General features: G+C 71.9%; 12 protein-coding genes. 1 reads left to right on the forward strand and 11 read right to left on the reverse strand.

All coding sequences use genetic code 11. The features are described from left to right. Nucleotides 1-12: 12 nt before the first annotated feature. The 4 genes from FM051_RS05345 to FM051_RS05360 all read right to left on the reverse strand — a co-directional run bounded on the left by FM051_RS05345 (nucleotide 13) and on the right by FM051_RS05360 (nucleotide 10588). On the reverse strand, nucleotides 13-1344 hold the full coding sequence (locus FM051_RS05345; protein ID WP_158841267.1) for an FAD-dependent oxidoreductase: 1332 nt from the start codon (nucleotides 1342-1344) through the stop codon (nucleotides 13-15). Beyond that, nucleotides 1341-4523, reverse strand: a complete 3183-nt coding sequence (locus tag FM051_RS05350) for a non-ribosomal peptide synthetase (protein WP_202918692.1) — start codon at nucleotides 4521-4523, stop codon at nucleotides 1341-1343. The genes FM051_RS05345 and FM051_RS05350 overlap by 4 nt, the downstream gene beginning before the upstream one ends. Continuing rightward, nucleotides 4520-10228, reverse strand: a complete 5709-nt coding sequence (locus FM051_RS05355; RefSeq protein WP_158841269.1) for a non-ribosomal peptide synthetase — start codon at nucleotides 10226-10228, stop codon at nucleotides 4520-4522. The genes FM051_RS05350 and FM051_RS05355 overlap by 4 nt, the downstream gene beginning before the upstream one ends. Before the next feature lie 144 nt (nucleotides 10229-10372). Further along, nucleotides 10373-10588, reverse strand: coding sequence for an MbtH family protein (locus FM051_RS05360; RefSeq protein ID WP_158841271.1), 216 nt, complete (start codon nucleotides 10586-10588; stop codon nucleotides 10373-10375). Between the two features lie 494 nt (nucleotides 10589-11082). Here FM051_RS05360 and FM051_RS05365 point away from each other — a divergent pair, with 494 nt between their 5' ends. Continuing rightward, the gene (locus FM051_RS05365; RefSeq protein ID WP_238412150.1) at nucleotides 11083-12552 is read left to right on the forward strand and encodes a family 43 glycosylhydrolase; all 1470 of its coding nucleotides are present in this window, start codon (nucleotides 11083-11085) and stop codon (nucleotides 12550-12552) included. A gap of 154 nt (nucleotides 12553-12706) precedes the next feature. On the opposite strand, the gene FM051_RS05370 is transcribed toward FM051_RS05365, so the two are convergent. The 7 genes from FM051_RS05370 to FM051_RS05400 form a co-directional block, all read right to left on the reverse strand. Beyond that, a complete protein-coding gene (locus FM051_RS05370; RefSeq protein WP_158841273.1) occupies nucleotides 12707-14515 on the reverse strand; it encodes an ABC transporter ATP-binding protein in 1809 nt (602 codons plus the stop codon). Next, complete coding sequence (locus FM051_RS05375; protein ID WP_202918693.1) at nucleotides 14496-16280, reverse strand: ABC transporter ATP-binding protein; 1785 nt, start codon at nucleotides 16278-16280, stop codon at nucleotides 14496-14498. Before FM051_RS05375 ends, FM051_RS05370 begins: the two co-directional genes overlap by 20 nt. Nucleotides 16281-16434: 154 nt before the next feature. Next, nucleotides 16435-17034 (reverse strand): hypothetical protein, encoded by a 600-nt coding sequence (locus FM051_RS05380; protein WP_158841277.1) that lies wholly within the window; start codon nucleotides 17032-17034, stop codon nucleotides 16435-16437. Between the two features lie 384 nt (nucleotides 17035-17418). Then, entirely contained in the window at nucleotides 17419-18651 is a 1233-nt protein-coding gene (locus tag FM051_RS05385; protein ID WP_158841279.1) for a glycosyltransferase family 4 protein, read from the reverse strand. An 86-nt stretch (nucleotides 18652-18737) separates the two neighbouring features. Continuing rightward, on the reverse strand, nucleotides 18738-19724 hold the full coding sequence (locus FM051_RS05390; RefSeq protein WP_158841281.1) for a UDP-glucuronic acid decarboxylase family protein: 987 nt from the start codon (nucleotides 19722-19724) through the stop codon (nucleotides 18738-18740). Next, nucleotides 19721-20275, reverse strand: coding sequence for a hypothetical protein (locus tag FM051_RS05395; RefSeq protein WP_158841283.1), 555 nt, complete (start codon nucleotides 20273-20275; stop codon nucleotides 19721-19723). Before FM051_RS05395 ends, FM051_RS05390 begins: the two co-directional genes overlap by 4 nt. After that, complete coding sequence (locus FM051_RS05400) at nucleotides 20272-21252, reverse strand: transglutaminase-like domain-containing protein (RefSeq protein ID WP_158841285.1); 981 nt, start codon at nucleotides 21250-21252, stop codon at nucleotides 20272-20274. Before FM051_RS05400 ends, FM051_RS05395 begins: the two co-directional genes overlap by 4 nt. Nucleotide 21253: the final 1 nt, after the last annotated feature.

Raw genomic sequence — 21253 nt, forward strand, 5'->3', positions numbered from 1 at the left:
GCGGTGAGGAAGTCAACTGCCTCTTGCTCGGGATCGGTGGGTCAACCCCGCCAGTGCCGCGCCGGTCAACGCGGCCGTGACGCCACCGAGCAGGCGGTCCTGGCGCCGGGCCCGCGCCAACGCCTCGCCGTAGGGGACCGTGGTGTGCGCGATCAGGGTGTAGAGCGGCACCCACGCGTTCGGGAACAGGCGGTTCAGCGCCAGGTCCACCTTCTTGCGGACGGTGAACAGCGGTGAGCGCAGCTTGTCCCGCAGTTCCACGAAGTTGCGCTTGGACAGCTCCGCGAGCACGTTCGTGTGCGGGCGGCGGGAGTTCTCGAACTCGGCCAACGCCATCGGCAGGTCGTGCGGGTGCGCGGCCAGGCACCGGTCGAGCACCGAGCAGTCCTCGAACGCGGCGTTCATGCCCTGTCCGAAGAACGGGTACACGGCGTGCGCGGCGTCCCCGATCAGCACCACACCGCGTCCGTCCTCCGTGGTGGCGTGCCACGGGGCGGTGCGCACGGTGACCAGGCTTGCCGGCGGGTGCGCCAGGAACTGCTCGACGACGTCCGGGATCAGGGTGAGCGTGTCGGGGAACCGGCGGGCGAAGAACTCCCGCACCCGCTGTGGCTCGGTGAGCCCGGCGAACCCGTGCCCGCCCTCGAACGGCAGGAACACGGTCGCGGTGAGCGAGCCGTCCGCGTTGGGGTGCGCCACGATCAGGCCCTCGTCACCGGGCCACACGTGCAGCGCCCGCAGTTCGGTGCGCGGCTTCCCGTCGTCGCCGACCGGGATCAGCAGCTCCTTGTAACCCCACTCCAGGAACTCCTGGTGCAGGTCCATTCGCAGACCGCGCCCCAGGTGCGTGCGCACGGCGGAGAACGCGCCGTCCGCACCGACGACGAGGTCGGCGGTGTGCACGGTCTGGTCGTCTGTGGTGACCGCGGGTTTGGTGCGGTCCACGGCGGTGACCCGCTGTCCCCAGGAGAACCCGACGCCGAGCCGTTCGGCCTCGTCCACCAGCGCCACGTTCAGGTCGTGCCGCAGCACGGAGTGCAGGATCTGGTCTTCCGCCAGGCCGTAGGGCTGGAAGCGCAGCGTGCCGTCCGGCAGGTGCACGGCCCGGCCGCGCATCGGCACGGTCAGCGGCGCCAACCGCTCCAGCAAGCCGACCTCCCGCAACGCGACGATGCCGCGTTGCGAGAGACCCAGGTTGATCGAACGGCCTTCTTCCTTCACGCCCGGTGCCCGCGGATCGCCACGCCGTTCCAGCACCCGCACGCGGAACCCGCGCCGGGCCAGGTAGACGGCCGTCAACGACCCGGCGAGGCCCGCGCCCACGACCAGCGTTCCGCGGTTCATGCCTCGTCCTCGTCGACCAAGGCGCCGAGCAGGCGGTCGATCTCCGCGTCGGACAGCTCGTCCAACTGGTCCAGCAGCGGCACCGGCCCGCGGTCCGCACCCGTGCCACCGCCCAGGTTCGCGCACAGCTCGGCGATGGTGGGCGCGGCGAACAGCGTCGCCAACGGCAGGTCCACGTCCAGCGCGACGCGGACCCTTGCCAGCATCTGGGTCGCGGTCAACGAGTGGCCGCCCAGGGCGAAGAAGTTTTCGTGCACGCCCAGCGGCGCGTCCGCGGGCATGCTCAGCACCTCGCGCCAGATCTGCGCCAGCCGCCGTTCGTCGTCGTCACGCGGCTCGACCCGCTCGACGTCGTCTGTCGTCCACACCGGATCGGGCAACGCGTCCCGGTCGATCTTGCCGGTGCCGGTGCGCGGCAGTTCGGGCAGCACGACGACCGCCGCCGGGAGCATGTAGTCGGGCAGGCCGGCGGCCAGGTGCGGGCGCACCCGCCGGCGCAACTCCTCCTCGTGGACGCCCGGGTCGGCGGGCACCGCGTACGCGACCAGACGCACGTCGGCGGCGTGCGCGGACCAGGCGATCACGACGGCGTGCGCCACGTCCGGGTGAGCGCGGAGCACGGCTTCGATCTCGCCCGGCTCGATCCGGTAGCCGCGCACCTTGAGCTGCCGGTCGGCACGGCCCAGGAACTCCAGCTTCCCGTCGGCGTGCCGGCGGACCAGGTCGCCGGACGCGTAGAGCCGACCGCCGGGCGTGCCGCCGAACGGGTCGGGGCGGAACCGGTCCGCGGTCATGCCGGGCAGCCCGTGGTAGCCGCGGGCCACGCCCGCGCCGCCGATGTGCAACTCACCGATCACCCCCGGCGGCACCGGGCGCATGAGCGGGTCCAGCACGTACAGCGAGGTGCCCTTGAGCGCCGGTCCGAGCCGCACCGGGTCCGGCGCGCGCGACACGACACCGGCCGCCGAGTACACCGTGGTCTCGGTGGGGCCGTAGCCGTCGATCAGCGTCGCGCCGTCGGTCTGGAGGTCGTCGGCCAGGTCGCGGGTCATCGCCTCGCCGCCGCTGATCCGCAGCCGCACACCCGACGGGACACCACCCGCCGCGACGACCATCCGCCAGCTCGCCGGACCGCCCTGCACGACCGTCGCTCTCGTCTCGGCGATGCGTGCCCGCAGCAGCGCGCCGTCCGCCACGTCGTCCGCCGGGATCACCACGAGCGTCGCGCCGCTGATGAGAGGGGCGAGCATCTCCACCGTGGACACGTCGAACGCCGGTGTGGTGATGGAGGCGAGCCGGTCCTCGGGCGTCAGCTCCGTCATCTCGCCCATCGCGCGCAGCAACGCGGCGAGACCGCCCTGGGTGCACCGCACGCCCTTGGGTTTGCCGGTGGACCCCGAGGTGTGGATGACGTAGGCCAGCATGTCGGGGTGCTGCTTCACCGCCGGTGGCGGCGTGTCCGGTCGGGCGTCGAGGTCGGCGGTGTCCAGGTCGACCTCTGTCCACGGGCCGGTCAACGGTCCGGTGACCGCGCGCGACGCGCCGTCGGTGACGAGCACCGGCACGTCGGAGCCGGTGGCCATGGCGGTGAGCCGTGCGGCGGGCCACGACGGGTCCAGCGGCAGGTAGCCCGCGCCCGCGCGCCACGCGGCGAGGATGCCGACGACCATCGGCGCGCCGCGGTCCAGGCACAACGCCACCGGCTGGTCCGGCCGCACGCCCGTGGCGATCAGCACGTGCGCCAGGCGGTTGGCGGCACGGTCCAGTTCACCGCACGTCAACGCGCCCTCGACGGCGACCGCGTCCGGGTGCTCGGCCAGTGCGGCGAACACCAGGTCGGCGGCCGTCTCCGCGGGCACCTCAACGGCGGGCACCTCGACGGCAGGTTCCTGCGGTGAGTCGTGGGTCAGCAGCAGTTCGGCAACCCGGTCGGCGGGGGAGGCGTGCACGGCGGCGACGAACACCGCGTGCAGTGCGGCGATCGTCTCCGGCGTGAACAGCTCGGAGTCGTACTGCCAGCGCGCGAACCACCGCTCACCCGCCTGTTCGACGGTCAGCGACAGGTCGAACTTCGCCCCGCCGTTGGCGACCGCCTCGGGTCTCAACGTGATCGGCCCGGCCTCGCGCGCGGGCGGCACCGGCTCGACCGCGAACATCACCTGCACCAGGGGCGCGTGGGCGAGTGTCCGTTGTGGCGCGACGATGTCCACCAGCTGCTCGAACGGCAGGTCCTGGTGGGCGAGCGCGGCCACGGTCGCGTTCTCGGCCGCCGCGACGACCTCCCCGAACGTCGTGTCCGGGGTGAACTTCGCGCGCAGCGGCAGGGTGTTGGCCACGAAACCGACCAGGCCCTCGGTCTCCGGCCGGGTGCGGGCCGCGACGGGCGTCGCCACCAGGAAGTCCGCCTGCCCGGTCACCCGGTGCAGCACGCACTGGAACACCGCCAGCAGCCGGGCGAACGACCCGTTGTCGACGCCCAGTTCCGCACGCAGCTCCGCGCCGCGCCCGGTGGGCGTCGCCGGTCGGGGCTTGTCGGTCGGCAACGGCAGCACGGTCGGCACGCCGTGCAGCGCCTCGCGCCAGAAGTCCGCGTCGGCGGCGAACGCGCCACCGTCGACCTGCTCCCGTTGCCACACCGCGTAATCCGGGTACTGCACGGGCAGTTCCGGCAGGCCGTGCGGCGCGCCCGTGACCTCGGTGGCGTACAGCAGGGCCAACTCGTCGAACAGCACCGCGCACGACCAGCCGTCGGCGATCGTGTGGTGCAGCACCAGGACCAGCACGTGCTCCTCGGGCGTGATCCCGATCAGCCCGGCCCGCACCAGCGGCCCGTCGTGCAGCGCGAACGGCCTGCCCACCTCCGCGCGCACCACCGCGTCCACGTCCGCCGACGGCAGCCGCACCAACGGCACGGTCAGCGTCGCGGACACCACCTGCACCGGCACGCCGTCCTCCGCCGCGAACCGCGTCCGCAACGCCTCGTGCCTCGCCACCAGCGCGTTCAGGGCCACCTGCAAGGCGTTCACGTCCAGCGGGCCGTCGATGCCGACCCGCCGGCCGATGTTGTAGACCGGGCTCGCGGGCAGCAGCTGGTCGACCAGCCACAGCCTGCGCTGCCCGGACGAGGCGGGGAAGCGGAACACCTCGTCCGCCCGACCCTCCGGTATCACCGCGCTCACCGCAGTCCCTCCCCCCTCTTCCGGCCTGCCTTCTCCGGCCACCCCCGCCGGTCGACCGCGACGACCCGGAACTCCGCCGTGTGCCGGGCGCCCGCGGCGTCGGTCAACCACAGCTGGTCCGGGCCGGGCAGCATCTCGCCGACGCCCATCGGCGCGTCCGGCTTCTCCCGGTCCAGCGCGCGCACCGCGTGCGCGAACAACTCGACCGACGGCTGACTCTCCAGATCCACGTAGAACGGTTTGTGCTCCACCGGGCTCTTCACGAACACGAACCTCGGCACGCCGTGCTCACGGCGCCAGGCCTGTGCCCGCAGGAACCGGGTCCCCTCGTCGGCGGCGAACGCGAACGCCTGGCGGGCGCTGGGCAATCGCCAGCCCTCCCTGGCGACGACCAGCCGGTCCAGGCTGACCCGCGGCGTGTGCTCGCCCGCGGGCACCAGCCGGAAGTGCTGCACCAACTGCGCCATGACCTGCTCGTTCAGCAGCTCGACCAGGTCGACGTCCACCCGACCGCCCCGGCTGCGCGCCACCAGCCGCCCGCCGCTCTCGATCACCTCGCACGCGCTGACGGGGACCGCGTCGCGCAACCCCGGCCCGCAGGCGTCGTGCCCGAACACGATCTTCAGGTCGTCCGGTGACACCAGCGCGTCGGCGAGCCGTTGCGGCGTGCCGCCCTCCTCGCGGGTGGTGGCCAGCACGACCCGGGGCCCGGCCATGTCGTGGCTCATCGCCGCGCGCAGTTGGGCCGGATCGGGGTGCTGCGACACGAACAACGCCGACCGCATGGTGTTCACGCCGGGGTGCACCTCGCCCAGCACCCACTGATAGTCGCCGGCCCGGATCGCGTCCTCGTTCTTCGCGGCGATCAGCACGTCCGGGCTGTGCTGGACCGCGCCACGCCACCCCGGACGCGGTGCGGCGAACGCCTTGAGCACGGCGTCCCGCACGTCGGCCACCCGGTAGTGGATGTCGTGCCCGTCTCGGGTTCCGAGGGCCTTGGCCCAGCGGTCCTGCAACGCCTGGACGAGCCGGTCGATCAGCCGTTCGTCGAGCCGGAAGATCGTGTCGTTGGCCCACAACCAGAAGTCCGCCAACCGCACCCGGTCCGAACCGGTGGCCGCGACCCGTTCGCGGTACACCTCGCGCAGCGCCCGCCCGTACAGCGCCGCGCCTGCCGACGTGAACCAGCGCGCGGCTTCCAGCACGAGCGACAACGGTGACCACAGCGTTTCCACCAGGGCGGGGGAGAGGGTGACGTCGAGATCACGTCGGCACTCCTCGTGCACCACCGTGCGGCCGGCGTAGAACAGGCCCGGTCGACGCACCGCCGCCGTGCCGGTGATGGCGGTGAACTTCTGGTGCAGGTCGCCGATCGCGTGCACCAACCGGTCCGGGTCGCCCACGGCGGCGGCAACCCTGTCCCGTCCCTGCTCGACCTCGTCCAGTGCCCGCTCGGCTCCGGACCGGACGTCCGGGTCACCGATGGCCGCGATCTGCTCGCGCAACGCCGCCTCCGGCACCAACGCCTCCGGCGGCACCTCCAACGACCAGGCGATCCGCTTGGCCTGCCGCAGTCGTTCGAGGGCGGTCAGCACGTCCTGGACCGGGTGCCCGAGGTCGCCCGCGATCGCGTCCGGTCGCGTCAGCCCGTCGCACGCGGCGAGGACGTCGGCGTCCAACGCGGGCAGCCGCACCGGATCGGTCATCGGGACGTGCATCGTGTCGCCGACGACGTCCACGAACGGCATCCGCCTCGGCACCGCCCACGGCCGGACGGCGTCGGTGGTCAACGCCTCGGCCAGCTGTTGGACGGCCCAGTTCTCCAGGTAGACGGTGCGCGAGTCGATCAGGTCGGGGCCGGGTTTCGCGGTGAGCGCGGCCGGTGCGTCGTCCTCGACCCGTGCCCAGCCGACCGGCCCGAAGAAGCCGATGGTGTCGTTCTTCGCGCAGTAACGCTGGAGGTAGCTGACGACCGTGTGCTCCCAGCGCCGGTAGTCGACGTTGCGGGAGGCGGGCCGGTCGCCGGAGAGCGCCTTGTGCAACGCGTCGACAGCGGTCTGAAGGGCACGCGGGTTCTGCCACGCGACGGCTTCCCGGAACTTCGCGTCCCCACTGACCACCCGCAACACCTCGGCGGCGGCCTTGCGCCCCTCCTCGAACCGGGCCGTGTAATCGACAAGCCGAGCATCGTGCCGCGCCGCAGCCTCGGCAGCCGCAGCCAACGCCGCATCAACCGCCAACGCTGTTTCGTTCACGGCCAGCGCCGCGCGAGCCTCGATGAACCGTCCCTTGCGGACCAGTCGCCCGATCCGCCGCAACGCCGACCGCCGCTCGCCTTCCGCCTGGTCCTCGACGTCCCGCAGCACTCGGAACGCCGTCCACCGGGCCTCGCTCACCGCGTCCTCGGCCGCCAGCACCGCCTCCGCCGCACGCGCCGCGTCCGGGCTCGCCACCGCCAACAGGGGCTCGATGCCGAATCCCGTGCCGCGCAGTTCGACCCACCGCCACGCGGCCCAGTCACCGTCCCCGCCCGGCAATACCAGGTGGTCCGCGACCGGCCGCGCCGAGGTGCGTTGCGCGGGCACCAGGTACGCCGACCGGTCCCGTCGTGTGATCCCGGCCGACAGACCGCCCAACGACGCGTCCAACACCGCCGCGCACGCCGCCAGCGTCCGGGCCCGGTGCAGATCGGCGACCGGCACCTCGACCCCGAACTCCTCGCGCACCCGGAACACCAACCGCACCGCGAGCAGCGAGTTGCCGCCCACCGCGAAGAAGTCGTCCTCGGCGAACACCTCCGACGCGCCCAGCAGGTTCGCCCACACCTTCGCCAACCGCCGTTGCGTGGCGGTCGAAGGTCGGGTTCGGTCCGTGCCCCGCGCGCCCGGGGCACGGACCGAGCGCAGTGCCGCCCGGTCCACCTTGCCGCTGCCGTTCAGCGGCAACTCCGGCAGCGGCACGTACCGCGCCGGGCAGAGGAAGGCGGGCAGCCGTTCCGCGACGTGCGCGCGCACGTCCTCGATCTCCAACGAGCCGGTCGGCACGACGTAGGCCACCAGGTGCCTGGCGTCGCCGTCACCGAACGGCAGCACGGCCGCCGCGCCGACCGCCGGGTGCTCCCGCAACACGGCCTCGACCTCGGCCGGCTCCACCAGGAACCCGCGCACCTTGACCTGCCGGTCCGCGCGCCCCAGGAACTCCAGCACCCCGTCCGGCCGCCACCGGGCCAGGTCACCGGTCCGGTACAGCCGCCCGCCCGGCACACCGCCGAACGGGTCGGGCACGAACTTCGACGCGGTCGACGCGGGCGCGGCCCAGTACCCGCGCGCCAGCCCGTCACCACCGGTGTACAGCTCACCGGGCACACCCACCGGCACCGGCCGCATCCACTCGTCCAGCACGTACACCGTGGTCCGCTGGATCGGCGTGCCGATCGGCACGGTCGCGCCCACGTCCTCGGCCGACCTCACCACGTGGCACGTCGTGAACGTGGTGTTCTCCGTCGGCCCGTACCCGTTGACCACCGGCTTCCCACCGCGCGCCGCCAACGCCGCGCGCACCGCGTCCGGAGCCAGCACGTCACCACCGGCCAGCAGCTGCTCCACACCGGCCAACAGCGACGCGTCCAACTGGTGGAACAGCCCGGCGGTCAACCACAGCACGCTCACCCGGTGCACGCGCAGCAACTCGCCCAGCACCGCCGGGTCGAGGGGCCCGGACGGCGCGGCCACCACCCGACCACCGGTCAGCAGCGCGCCCCACACCTCCAGCGTGGTCAGGTCGAACGCGGTCGCGGACAGGTGCAGGAACGTCTGCCCCGGCCCGAACCGCCCGAACGTCGGCCGCGTCACCAGCCGCACCACGCCCCGGTGCGGCACGGCGACACCCTTGGGCCTGCCGGTCGACCCCGACGTGTAGTTCACGTATGCCACGCCCAGCGGATGCACGGCGGCCACCGGGAATACCGGCGACTCCGCCGAGAGGTCCACTTCGGACAGCACCACCGACGCCACCCCGTCCGGTAGCACGCGCGGCCGGTCGGCCACCACCAGCGGCGTGCCGGACTCGCGCAACGCCGCCGCGTCCCGCGCCACCGGGTTGGCCGGGTCCAGCGGCAGGTACGCGGCACCGGTCTTCAGCACGGCCAGCACCGCGGTCACGAAGTCCGCACCACGCGGCAGCGACAGCGCCACCGGCCGGTCCACCTGTGCGCCACGCGCCACCAGCACGTGCGCCAACCGGTTCGACCGCTCGTCCAACTCCGCGTAACCCAGCCACCGTTCACCGTCGAACACCGCGTCCGCATCCGGCCGCAGCCGCACCTGCTCGGCGAACAGGTCCGGCACGGTCGCGTCCGCCGGGTAGTCGACGGCGGTGTCGTTCCACTTCTCCAGCACCCGCACGAGCTCACGCGGCTCGGTCAGCTCCCGCACCGGACGGCCCGGCGCCTCGGCCATACCCGCGAGCAGGTCCCGAACCTGCGTCAACAGGGCGTCCGGCGCCCAGTCGGGGAACCGGCCGGTGTCGTGGATGAGCCGGAAGCTCAAGCGCGGCTCGGCGAAGGCGTACAACGTCATGGCATAACCGGGGGTGCGCAGGATGCGCACCTGTCTGCCTTCCGGCGCGGACGGCCGCGCGGACAGCACCGTGCCCAGCTCGCGGTGCTCGAACAGCACCAGGCTCCGCATCAACGGCACCTCGTGCCCGGCCGCGCGCTGGATCACCGGCAACGGGCACAACTGGTGGTCGCGCGCCCGCACCGACCGTTCCCGCACCGACAGCAGCCAGTCGGCCACCGACGCGTCCCGGTCCACCGGCAACCACAGCGGCACGGTCGCCAGCAGCAGCCCCAGCATGTCCTGCGCGCCCTCGACGGTGCCGTGCCGCGCCGCCCTCGTCACCCCGAACACCGCCTCGTCGGCGTGCGCGTGCGTGGTCAGCACCAGGCCCCACGCGGCCAGCACGACCGTGTTCACCGTGACACCCGCCTGCGCGGCCAGCGCCCGCACGGCTTCGGTCTCGGTGTCGGACAGGTCGAGCGCCGTGGTGGCCATGACCGGCGTGTCCGGTCCGGCGTGCTCCAGCGGCAGTGGGCCGGGCTCCGGCAGCCCGGCCAGTTCCGCCGCCCAGAACCGCTCGTCGGCCGCCTGTGCCGGGTGGTCCGGCGCGGTCCGGGCGTCGTACCAGTGGGCGTAGTCGGCGAAGTCCGGGCGCGGCGCGAACTCCAGCGGGCCGCCCGCGCGCCGGGCCGCGTAGTCGTCGTCGATCTCGGCCAGCAGCATCGCCAGCGACCGGCCGTCGAGGATCGCGTGGTGGAAGGTCGCGACCACCACGTCACCGGGCAGCGCCACGACCCGCAGCGGCGGCGCGGACACCGGGTCCACCCCGGCCCGCCGGTCGGCCGCCAGGAACGCCGCCAGGTCGGTCACCGAGTCGTCCACCAGCACCGGGACGTCCTCGGCGGGCCCCGGCCACTGCTCCATGCCGCTGTCGGCGCGCCAGGCGAACCGGGTCCGCAGCAACGGGTGCCGTTCGACGGCGGCCCGCCACGCCGCCAGGTAGGCGGTGGCGTCCAGGCCGTGCGGCCAGTGCTGCACGCACTGGATCACGTCCGTCCCGGCCGACGGGTCCCGCAGTCCGGCCGCGATCATTCCGCTCTGCAACGGCAGAGCGGGCGCGAGCCGCGACACCGAATCCGTGTGCACCAAATCCTCCCGGCGAATGTGTGTTTCGGGCGCGCACGACCGAACCGGCCTCACCGGGAATTCCCCGGGCCGTTTTTCGGACAGCGTTATTCGCCCCTTTGTGCGGGCGTGCGGTAATACGTGAACCGGGTGCCGGGCGGAGCGTCAGCCGCGGTGCGCGGCGACGTGCTCGCGGACGCTGCGCGGGCGCATGTCCGTCCACACCCGGTCGATGTGGGCCAGGCACTCTTCCCTGGTACCGCGCGTCCCCTCGGCCCGCCATCCCAGCGGGAGGTCCCGGTCGGCGAACCAGACCGAGTACTGCTCCTCGTCGTTCACCACGACCAGGAATTCGTGGTAATTCGCGTTCTCGTTACTCATGCAGTGATCTCCTGCCCCTTGGCGGATGCGGGCGGGTCGCCGTTCGCGCAAGGTTACGCTTCGGCTCTCAGAATGTGGAATCCACTGAACGGTCGAACCCCTCATTGGGGATGCCTGGCGCGAACTATTCAACCTTCCTATGGCGCGTCGCGCGCCGTGTTCGACCGGTTACGCGAACGTTTCCACAGCGCGGCCGGTATCAATTCCCGGTGGCTGTGGAATCGACATCTTGTTATCGCTAACAGACGACCGCTGTACCGCCGAACGGGTGGAGCCGTCGAACCCCCTTCGACTCCAGGCGGTCGCTTGAAGGGTCCAGTAGCTCGTCTATTGAACCGCGCCTGATCGTGCTGTTAGCGTTAACAGTCGTGCGCGGCGGAGTAGACGGCGATCCCGTCCACCCCGCCGCCACACCACCCACACCCGGCCCGCACCAGGCTCGACGCCCGCGGGCCGTTCGTGTTCGTCCATGCAGCGTCGCAGGGAGAGCAACCATGAGATCGACTTATCGCAGCGCGCGCCGCGGTGGCCTGGTCCTCGCCACCGTCACCACGCTGCTCGGTGCGGTCACCGCGGCCGTGCCGCCCACCGCGTCGGCGGCGGTGGTCGACACCAACGCGTCGTACGTGTTGGTCAACCGCAACAGCGGCAAGGCGCTGGACGTCTACAACCTCGCCACCAACGACGGCGCGCAGATCGTGCAGTACACGCGCAACGACGGCGCGTGGCAGCAATGGCAGTTCGTCGACTCCGGTGGTGGCTACTACCGGTTGAAGTCGCGGCACAGCGGCAAGGTCCTGGACTTCCCGTCCACCGCCGACCGGGCCGGGCTGGTGCAGAACACCGACGCCAACCGCACCGGCCAGCAGTTCCGCCTGGCCGACTCCGCCGACGGTCACGTCCGGTTGATCAACCGGGCCAGCGGCAAGGCTGCCGACGTGCTCGACTTCTCCACCGCCGACGGCGCCCAGGTCATCCAGTGGCCCGACACCGGCGGCGCCAACCAGCAGTGGGAACTGGTGAAGATCGGCGCCGCCGGCAACTTCACCAACCCGATCAAGCGCAACGGCCCCGACCCGTGGCTGCAGTACTACAACGGGTACTACTACCTGGCCACGACGACGTGGAACTCCACGATCACGATGCGCCGGTCGCGGACGTTGGCGGGCCTGAACAGCGCGACGGACACCACGGTGTTCAACCTGTCGGGCCGACCGAACGGGTGCTGCAACATGTGGGCGCCGGAGTTCCACCTCCTCAACGGCCGCTGGTACATGTACTACGTGGCCGGGCAGAACGTGTCGGACTACAACCCGACGCAGCGGCTGCACGTGCTGGAGAGCTCCGGCACCGACCCGATGGGCCCGTACACGTTCAAGGCCGACCTGGGCAGCACCTGGGAACTGGACCCGAGCATCCTCCAGCACAACGGGAGGCTGTACCTGATGGGCAGCGCGATCGACGGCACCCAGAGCCTCACCATCACCCCGCTGTCCAACCCGTACACGATCAGCGGCGCACGACGCACCATCAGCCAGCCCACCCTGGCGTGGGAACGGCAGACCGCCCCTGTCAACGAGGGCGCCGAGCCGCTGTACCACAACGGTCGCACCATGATCGTCTACTCGGCCAGCGCGTGCTGGGGACCGGACTACAAGCTGGGCCTGCTCACCCTGACCGGCACCGACCCGCTCAACCGGGCGCACTGGACCAAGTCGCCCAACCCGGTGTTCCAGCGCCACGACGGCAACGGCGTCTACGCCCCCGGCCACAACGGGTTCTTCAAGTCACCCGACGGCACCGAGGACTGGATCGTCTACCACGCCAACGACTCGGCATCGGGTGGCTGCGACATGAACCGCTCCACCCGTGCGCAGAAGTTCACCTGGAACTCCGACGGCACGCCGAACTTCGGCGTCCCGGCCCGTCTCGGCGTCGCCCTCACCGCCCCGTCCGGCGAATGAGACTCCCCGGGGCGGGTGTCTCCCGCCCGCCCCGGGACCCCGGACCCCTGTTCCAGGTCGGCCACCGCTCCACCGTGTGGACGACGAGAGTGCCGGCGAACTGCTCCGTCCTCTGTGGAGGCCGCGGATCGCCTGGAACGGAACGGTCGAAGCGTCAGCGGTAGGAGGCTTCCTGGATGGCGTACGACTCCGCGTACTTGCCCCCGCGGGCCATCAACTGCTGGTGCGAGCCCACCTCCGCCACGTGGCAACCGTCGAGCACGACGATCAGGTCGGCCATCCGCACGGTGGAGAAGCGGTGCGACACGAGGACGGTGATGCGTCCGTTGCTCCCTGCGGCACCGCTGCGCGCCGCCTCGGCGTACCGGGTGAAGATGGCGTGCTCCGTCTCCGCGTCCAGGGCGGCCGTGGGTTCGTCCAGGACGAGCAGGAGCGGGTCCTCGCGCATGAACCCGCGGGCCAGGGCGATGCGCTGCCACTGCCCGTGCGACGGCTCCACGCCGTCCCGCCAGGTGTTGCCCAGTTGGGTGTCCAGGCCGTCGGGCAGCCCTTCGACGACTTGCTCGGCTCCGGCGCGCTCGACCGCGCGCAGGATCGCCGAGCGGTCCTCGATCCGGGTGAGGTTGCCCAACCCGATCGCCATCGCGGCCGAGTACTCGAACTTGACGAAGTCCTGGAACGTGCCGCTCAGCCGGCTCCGCCACTGCTCCGGGGCGAACCCGCCCAGGTCGGCGCCGTCCAGGAGGATCCGTCCGGAGGAGGGTTCGTAGAAACGGCACAGCAGCTTCACCAGCGTGCTCTTACCGGCGCCGTTCTCCCCGACGATGGCCACGACGCTGCCGGCCGGAAGGGTGACGGACACGTCCTGCAGCACCGGCTTCGTCGAGCCGGAGTAGTTGAACGAGACGTTCTCGAGCCGGATCCCTTGCTCGATGCGGTCGGGCACGGCAACGACCCCGTGCTTGCCCTGCGTGGCGGCGTAGTCTTCCAGCCAGGCAAGACGGCGCGATCCTTCCAGCCAGATGCCCCGCAGGAACTGGGTCTCGGTGACGGCTTGGCTCACGTACTGCGACAGCCGCCCACCCGCTGCCACCACCAGGACGACGGCACCGGCGGTCGGGCCCGCCGGGCCGAATGCCAGCGACACCCAGGTGACGGCGGCGACGAAGGCGAGCCCGAACAGGCCCCACGAGGCGGCATACAGGCAGGCGCTCGCCCACCGTGCCCTGGCCAGCGCACGGTACTGACGCCCCCAGGCCGCGTCGCGCAGCTCTCGCAGGCGGTCCTGGACGCCGGCGATGCGGATCTCCTTGCTGGTCGAGGCCGTTGCGCCGAGCACGAAGAGTTGCCGGGCCAGCCGCCGGTCCGCAGCGCCCGCCTCTTCGACCCGCTTCTCGATCGGCGCGCGCCGGGCCGAGACGAGCAGGCTCGGCAACGCGAAGACGACCAGCAGGCCCAGCCACGGCTCGATCGACATGAGCAGGCCGACGGTCAGCAGCAGGCGCAGCCCGGCCCCGGCGGTCACGAACAGCGATCGGTACAGCTGGCTCAGGGTGCCGGAGTGGTCCCGGAGCAGGGCCAGCAAGTCCAGGATGTCGGAACGCTCCTGGTGCTCGATCGTCACGACGGACGATTGCAGGCGTGCGACGTGGGACTCGATCGGGACGGCGGCGCGCTCCGCCAGGCGGAGGTTGACCCGGTCGCTCGCCACGTTCAGCAGCCAGGTCCCGACGGCGAGGACGGCCAGCGTGACGCCCGAGGCGAGCAGGTGCTGATCGTCACCCGAGACCATCGCCGCCGCGAACCAGGCGAACGCGACGGCGAAGAGCGCGTCCGGCAGCGCCGCGGCGACCGTGGTGACCCCGGCGACCACCAGCAGGAGCGGTTCGACCCGGAAACCCAGCTTCAGCGAGCGCCACAGGGAGGGCAGCGAAGGGGGCAGCTCAGGCGAGGACGGATTCATCGGGCTCCTCTTCCTCGAAGCGGGATGCCTGCAGGTCGAACATGGTCCGGTACCGGCCGCCGGCGGCCATCAGCTCCTCGTGGGACCCCAGCTCCACCACCCGGCCGTGCTCCAGCACGCAGATCCGGTCCACCAAGCGGACCGTGGCGAAGCGGTGGGAGATGAGGATCGTGGTGCAGCCCCGGGTCGCCTCGAGGAGGCGCTGGAAGACGCGTGCCTCACCCCGGATGTCCAGCTGGGCGGTCGGCTCGTCGAGGATGACCACGCCGGCGCCGTGCCGGACCCCGTGCAGCACGCGAGCCAGGGCGACCCGTTGCCACTGGCCACCGGACAGGTCCACCCCGCCGACGTACCCGGGGGCCAGGACGGTGTCGAGGTCCGCGACACCGGACGCGTCGGCGTCCCGCAGCGCGGCCAGGATCTCGGCGTCCGAACCCCCCAGCGGCGCCACGTTGTCCCGCAGCGACAGGTCGTAGCGCACGTAGTCCTGGAAGATCACGGACAAACGCCGACGCCAGTGGTCCAGGGACAGTTCACGCAGGTCGACGCCGTCGACCTCGATCCGCCCCGCCGTCGGGTCGTAGAGCCGGCACAGCAGTTTGGCCAGCGTCGTCTTCCCCGCTCCGTTCACGCCGACGACCGCCAGCGAGCTGCCGGCGGGAACGGTCAGGTCGAACCCGTCGAGCACCGGCGGCGCGTCGGGTGCGTAGCTGAACCGGACGTCCCGGAAGCGGATCTCGCGCGCGGGCATGCCGTCCGCCGCCTGCCGACCGTCGGCCAGCCGGCCTTTCTCGCGCATCCGGGGCTCCAGCCCCCGCACCAGCGCCACCGTGTGGGCGGCATGGGGCAGTGCCCAGTTCATCCCGCCCAGGGCCAGGGCACTGGCGCCCACCGCGGCCTGGACGTATGAGATCGCCGCGGACATGCTCAACGCGCCGGAGGCCGCGTCGCGGGCCAGGGCGAGCAGGACCAGTGCGTTCGCGATCACCACGATCGCCACGGTCAGGCCGACCCGCCCCGGCGACAGCCGCGCGGCTCGCCAGCGGGCGTCGACCAGGCGGCGGCGAGCAGCCGCGAACCGGTCCACCAGCCACTCGGACAGCCCGAAAACCCGCACCTCCTTGGCCGCGGGGGAGTCCATCGCCAGCCGGTAGGAGTATTCGGCGTGGCGCTGGGCGGCCAGCACCTCGCCGGTCTCCCGGTCCCACACCGTCGCCGTCCTCAGCAGCAGGTGCGTCGACATCCAGGCGACACCGACCAGCAGGGCCGCCCACCAGTGGTAGAACGCGAGGACCGCGGTCAGGGCGAGGCCGGCGAAGAAGTCGATCAGGCTGGCCGCGGTGAAGCCCAGGGCCAGCGGCATCGGCGGGCCGGAGAGCCCGAGCTCCGCGTCACGTCCTGCGGTGAGGTCGTCGACGAGCCGGGGATCCTCCAGCTGCGCCAGACCACCCGGTTCAACGGAAGCGGCGAGCAGGTGGTCGTTGAGCGCCGCGGTCAGTCGCTCGCCCAGGCTGGTGCCGACCGTGGCCTGCAACGGCGCCACGACTTGCATCAGGACGAACAGGGTGCCCAGCGCGGCCAGCGCAAGCGGTACGCCCTCGCCGGAACGCAGTGCCCCCACCAGGTGCCCGGTGATCACCGCGAAGAGGGCCGGCAGAACGCCGCGCAGGACCAGCAAGGACCACCAGGTCGTCGCGAGCAGGCGGTCGACGCGCGGGAGTTCCGCGAAGAAGGCCCATTCCTCGCGCTGTCGTAGGCGCGCCATCATCGCGCGACATCCTCCTCGTGGTCGCCCACCGGGCCGGCGGGGTTGATCAAGCACGGTTTGCGCTGATGCACACTGACTCCCGTATGACTTCAGATATGACTTCAGAAAGATGGACACCAGCCGAGAACCGCATCGGCGTGGTGGACAGCCGTCACCCCGACTCGCGACCCCCGTCCGCGGCATGCTCCAGGAGCTGCCGGTACGCGACTTCTTGAACCGCCGCGACGCGACACCCGGAAACGAGCAGGATCGCGGACACGCGCAGGACCCGGGAACCGAATTCGTCCACGTCGTCCAAACGCTCGACCGCTCGCGTCACGCGTTCGACCGGAGCCGGCGTGAACACCTCGCCGAGGGGAACATCGCCGCGGGACAACGCTTGCCGAGCGGCGTCGTCGACCTGGTCTTCCAGGACCGCGGAACGGACTTCCGCGACGACGGTCGCGACCGCCCGGCGGCTGCCCGTCACCGGGTCCGCGTCGATCTGCGCGGACACGAACCCCCAGCGGTGCAGGGCGAGGGTCCCGATCGGCACCGACAGCGCCCGCGCGTCGGGCACGGCCAGCGACCGGCGTTCCTGGCCGACCAGGCGGTAGGAGATCGGGCGCCCGAGCCACTGGGCCGCCGCGCGCGTGAAGCTGTTGGTGCGCCGGAGAACCCGCCCGAGTTCGGCCACTTGGGCTTCGAACGCGACAACGTGCTCCGGTGCGCCGGGCCGGTGGGTGTCCCGCAGCCGGCGTTGAGGAGTCATCGCGACCTCCCGCCGCCCTGGGCTCGTCGGGGATCGTCGACCGGGCCGTACCGGATCGCTCCGACGCTGGTGCTCCAACTTCCTGGCGGAGCGCAAGAAGCCGTCCGCGCGGGCATGCCGACGTGTCGTCGGCACTGTCGTCGACGCACAGATTCCCCCTCTGCAATGGCCTGACACTATCGCCGAAAACCGGTGCGCCGCAAACATTGCGACGGTGGTTCCCGTTTTGCGGCGGGAAATTCCGGTGATGTCCCAGCGGCTGAGGAACGGATCACGAAATTTCGCACGGCGGTTCGACACGGGAACTCCGCATCCTGCCGGCGGGACCTCGTCGGCCCAACTCCCGCCACAGTGGGATCCACGATCACAAGGCGTGCTCCAGTGCTAATTCCACGTCGCCACGAACGGCGCGGTGCGCGACCCGGCTCGCTGCCGGAACGCGGCCTGCGCCGCGAGCACCGTCGCCCGGACCGTTCTCAGCAAGGTTTCCCGGTCGTACTCCTGTTGCACCAGTTGACGTGCGCGATCCGCGAGCTGCTCCGCCGCCGCGCGGTCGCGTAACAGCCGCAGCACGGCTTCGGCGAAGTCCTCGGGTTCGTCCGCCAGCAGCAGGTGCTCACCGTCCCGAGCGTCGATGCCCTCGGCGCCGATGACCGTGCTGACCACGGGTGTGCCGATGGCGAACGCCTCCAACACCTTGATCCTGGTGCCGCTGCCCTGCCGCAACGGGACGGCCACGACATCTGCCGCTCGCACGTAAGCGCGGGCATCCGGGACGAGACCGAAGATCCGCACACCGTCCCCGGCCAGGTCGTCGATCGCGCCGAGGTTCATCCCGACCAGCCAGACCTCCGCCTCCGGCACCTGCCGGCGGACCAAGGGGAGGATCTCGCGGACCAGCCGGCGGGCCGCGTCGACGTTCGGCGGCCACGCGTAGCTGGCCTGCAACAGGATGCGCGGACCGCGCCGTTCCTCGGCGACGACCTCCACAGCCGTTTCCGGTAGCAGGTAGACGTTCGGCACGACACTGCAATTCGCCGGACCGCCGAGCCGCTGCCGGTCCAATTCGCTGCACGTGACGACCTGATCGGCTTCCTGCACCGCATCGCGTTGCAACGTCCCCCAGAGGACCGCGTCCCGGGCGAAAGCGGTATCGCGGGTGTGGGCGAAGTTCTGGGCGTTGAGCCGGTCGTTGAGGTCGTCGACGTCGATGACGGTGGGGACGACCGCATCGCCGCGCAGCGGGGCCCAGGTCTGGATGCGGTTGCACCAGATCACGTCGTACCGGTGCCGGCGGACCGCCTCGCGCAACCGGGTGCCGTGCCTCCGGCACACGTCCAGGACGTCGGAGGGGTAGCCCACCTCGGTTTCGCGGGGTGGTGCGGCCGGGCCGGCCTCGATCCGCACCGAGGAGCCGCTGAGGGGGGAAGGTCCGTCCGGGCTCTGCTGGGTCCAGGCGCGGTCGACGAAGACGATGTCGACCTGCCCGATCGCAGCCAGGGCCTCCACCGTCGCGGCGGCCCGCAGCCGGCTGCCGGAGTTCGCCGGCCAGGGCCAGTACTCGGTGAGGTACAGGATCTTGGGCACGTCTCGCGCCGCGTTGTCGATCTCGTTCATCGATCCTCCGATCGAGCCGGGAGAAATGGGGCACGACAGGCCGGCGTGTCGCATCGCCCTGCGCCACAGGGGAACGGGTGGTGCGATCAGGCCGGTGCGGCACGCCGTTCCCGGAACCAGGCGACCGTGCGGGTCAGGCCGTCCTGCCACGTCACCCGTGGCCGCCAACCGAGGGTGGCGTGGGCCAGGGTGGTGTCCGGCCGGCGGACCTGCGGGTCGTCCACCGGTCGCGCCACGTGCCGGATCCGCGACGAGGACCCGGTGGCCGCGATGACGTCCTCGGCGATCCTGCGCACGGTCAGCTCGGTCGGATCACCGAGGTTCACCGGTCCGTGCTCCGGCGCGCGGGCGAGCGCCAGGATGCCGCGGACCAGGTCCTCCACGTAGCAGAGGGAGCGGGTCTGCCGACCGTCGCCCGCCACGGTGAGCGGTTCCCCGGCCAGCGCCTGGCGGATGAACGTGGGGATCGCCCGCCCGTCGTCGGGTCTCAGCCTGGGGCCGTAGGTGTTGAAGATGCGGACGATCGCGGTGTCCACGCCCTTCGCGGTCCGGTATGCGGCGGTCAGCGCTTCGGCGTAGCGCTTGGCCTCGTCGTACACCGCACGCGGACCGATCGGGTTGACGTGGCCCCAGTAGCTCTCCGGCTGCGGGTGCACTTGGGGGTCCCCGTACACCTCTGAGGTGGAGGCGAGCACCAACCGGGCGCCCTTGTCCTCGGCGAGCGCCAAGGCGTTCCAGGTCCCGGTCGCGCCGACCTTCAGCGTCTCCAGCGGCAGGTTCGCGTAGTCGACGGGCGAGGCCGGCGACGCGAAGTGCAGGACCAGGTCGACCGGGCCGGACACCGCCACGGACTGGGTGATGTCGCAACGCCGCAGTTCGAAGCCGGCGTGGTCGAGCAGGTGGGCGACGTTCGCCGGGTCACCGGTCAGGAAGTTGTCGAGGCAGATCACGTCGACTCCCTCGGCCAGCAGTGCCTCGCACAGGTGCGAGCCGAGGAAGCCGGCGCCACCGGTGACCACCGCCCGGCGGATCGTCCGTCCACCCGGAGCGGTGGACGGGTCGGCTGTTGTCATGGTTGTCCCTCCTGGCCCGGCCACTCGTTCGGTGGCCTGACGGCGTTGATCATTTCGGTGCGCAGGACGGCCCGCAGCACCTCGGGGACGGGCGAGCCGGTGCCGAGCAACTGGCCGCAGTGCCCCGGCAGGAGCCGGATCCGCAGCTCGGCACCGGGAATCTCGGTGGCGAACCGGAGTTCCTCCGCCGGCCCGTCCAGCTCGCTGCTGATCACGATGAGGCGCAACGTGCCCGCGGCGGGCACGCGCTCGCCGAACGGCTGTGCGGGCCATTGCCCGGTGTCGAGGACGAGCACGACGTCCGCGTCCCACCGCGATCCGCCGGCCGGCCGCAGGGCCGCCCACAACGCCTGTGAAGCCGCCAGGTGCACGGTGGGCACATCGGGGGGCAGCCGACGCAGCTCCTCCGCCGCTCGTGCCGGGTCCTGGTCCAGGCGCAGGACGACGGCCGAGGCGTGTTCGGCCAACTGAGCCGCCCAAGCCCGGTAGACGGCCTCGCTGCGCTCGTCGTGAGCGAGCAGGGCGAGGGGAACCCGCCGGCCGCCGCTCACCGGACCACCGTCAGGTGGAGGGAGGCCTCGCAGTGCATGCCGTTGTGCCGGACGATCGAGCTGTTGGCCGATCCCAGCCGGAGCAGGATGCCCGACAGGGAGCGGTGCACCGGCCAGTGGCCCGCGTCCAGCACCCCTGCCGTCACCAGCAGCCTGAGCAGGTGGGGGTCGAACGCCACCCAGCGGTCCTCGTGCCAGAAGTCGACCCAGGTGTGGAGCCCGGAGAACGGCGGCAGCACGATCACGCCGAAGGACCGCCGCGCGCGCAGTCCCAGCCGGCCCGCCGCCCGCAGCACCACCTCGGCGGCGAGGATGCAGTTGGCCGACCCGGTGCGGTCGAAGAACTCCAGGTCGTGCGACAGGTGCGCGGGCAGGTGGAGGTAGCGCGCCGACGCCACGCTCGACAGCGCCTCGCGCACCTGTTCCGGGGCGGTCACCGTGCCCGCGCCGGTCCGCACGTGCAGCTCGGTGGAGCTGATGAGCCGCGCGGACGCGGCCTCGTGCGGTTCGAGGTCGGCACCGGGCCTGCCCACGTCGGTCAGCGGGAGCAGCGAGGTGAACTCGCACCGGCCGCGGTGACCGGGGAACGGGCACTTCGGCTCGACCAGGAGCCGGTAGTCCGTGCGCGTGCCGGCCTTGACCTGGGCCAGCACCGAGGGCCAGGCCCGCTGGCCGAGCCGCCAGGCGGAGCGGCAGGCCAACGTGGCCGACACCGTCATCAGGTCCAGCCGGTCGAACATCGTGGACCCACCGCAGCGCGCGTGCGGCAGTCCCCGTCGCAGCGCCTCCGAGAGCTGGGCGGCCGACAGCCCGTGCAGCCGTCCGGCGGTCTCCTCCGTCGTGTCGAAGACCCGCATCCAGGTCGGGACGGCACCGAGTGCTGTGATGACCCCGGACAGCCGGTCGCCATCGTCGAGCGGGCCGGACGCGGCACCTGCGCGGGCGCCGGGCGTCGGCGCGCCGGTCGTGGCCGACATC

The organism is Saccharothrix deserti (assembly GCF_009769385.1).
Classification (GTDB): Bacteria; Actinomycetota; Actinomycetes; order Mycobacteriales; family Pseudonocardiaceae; genus Actinosynnema; species Actinosynnema deserti.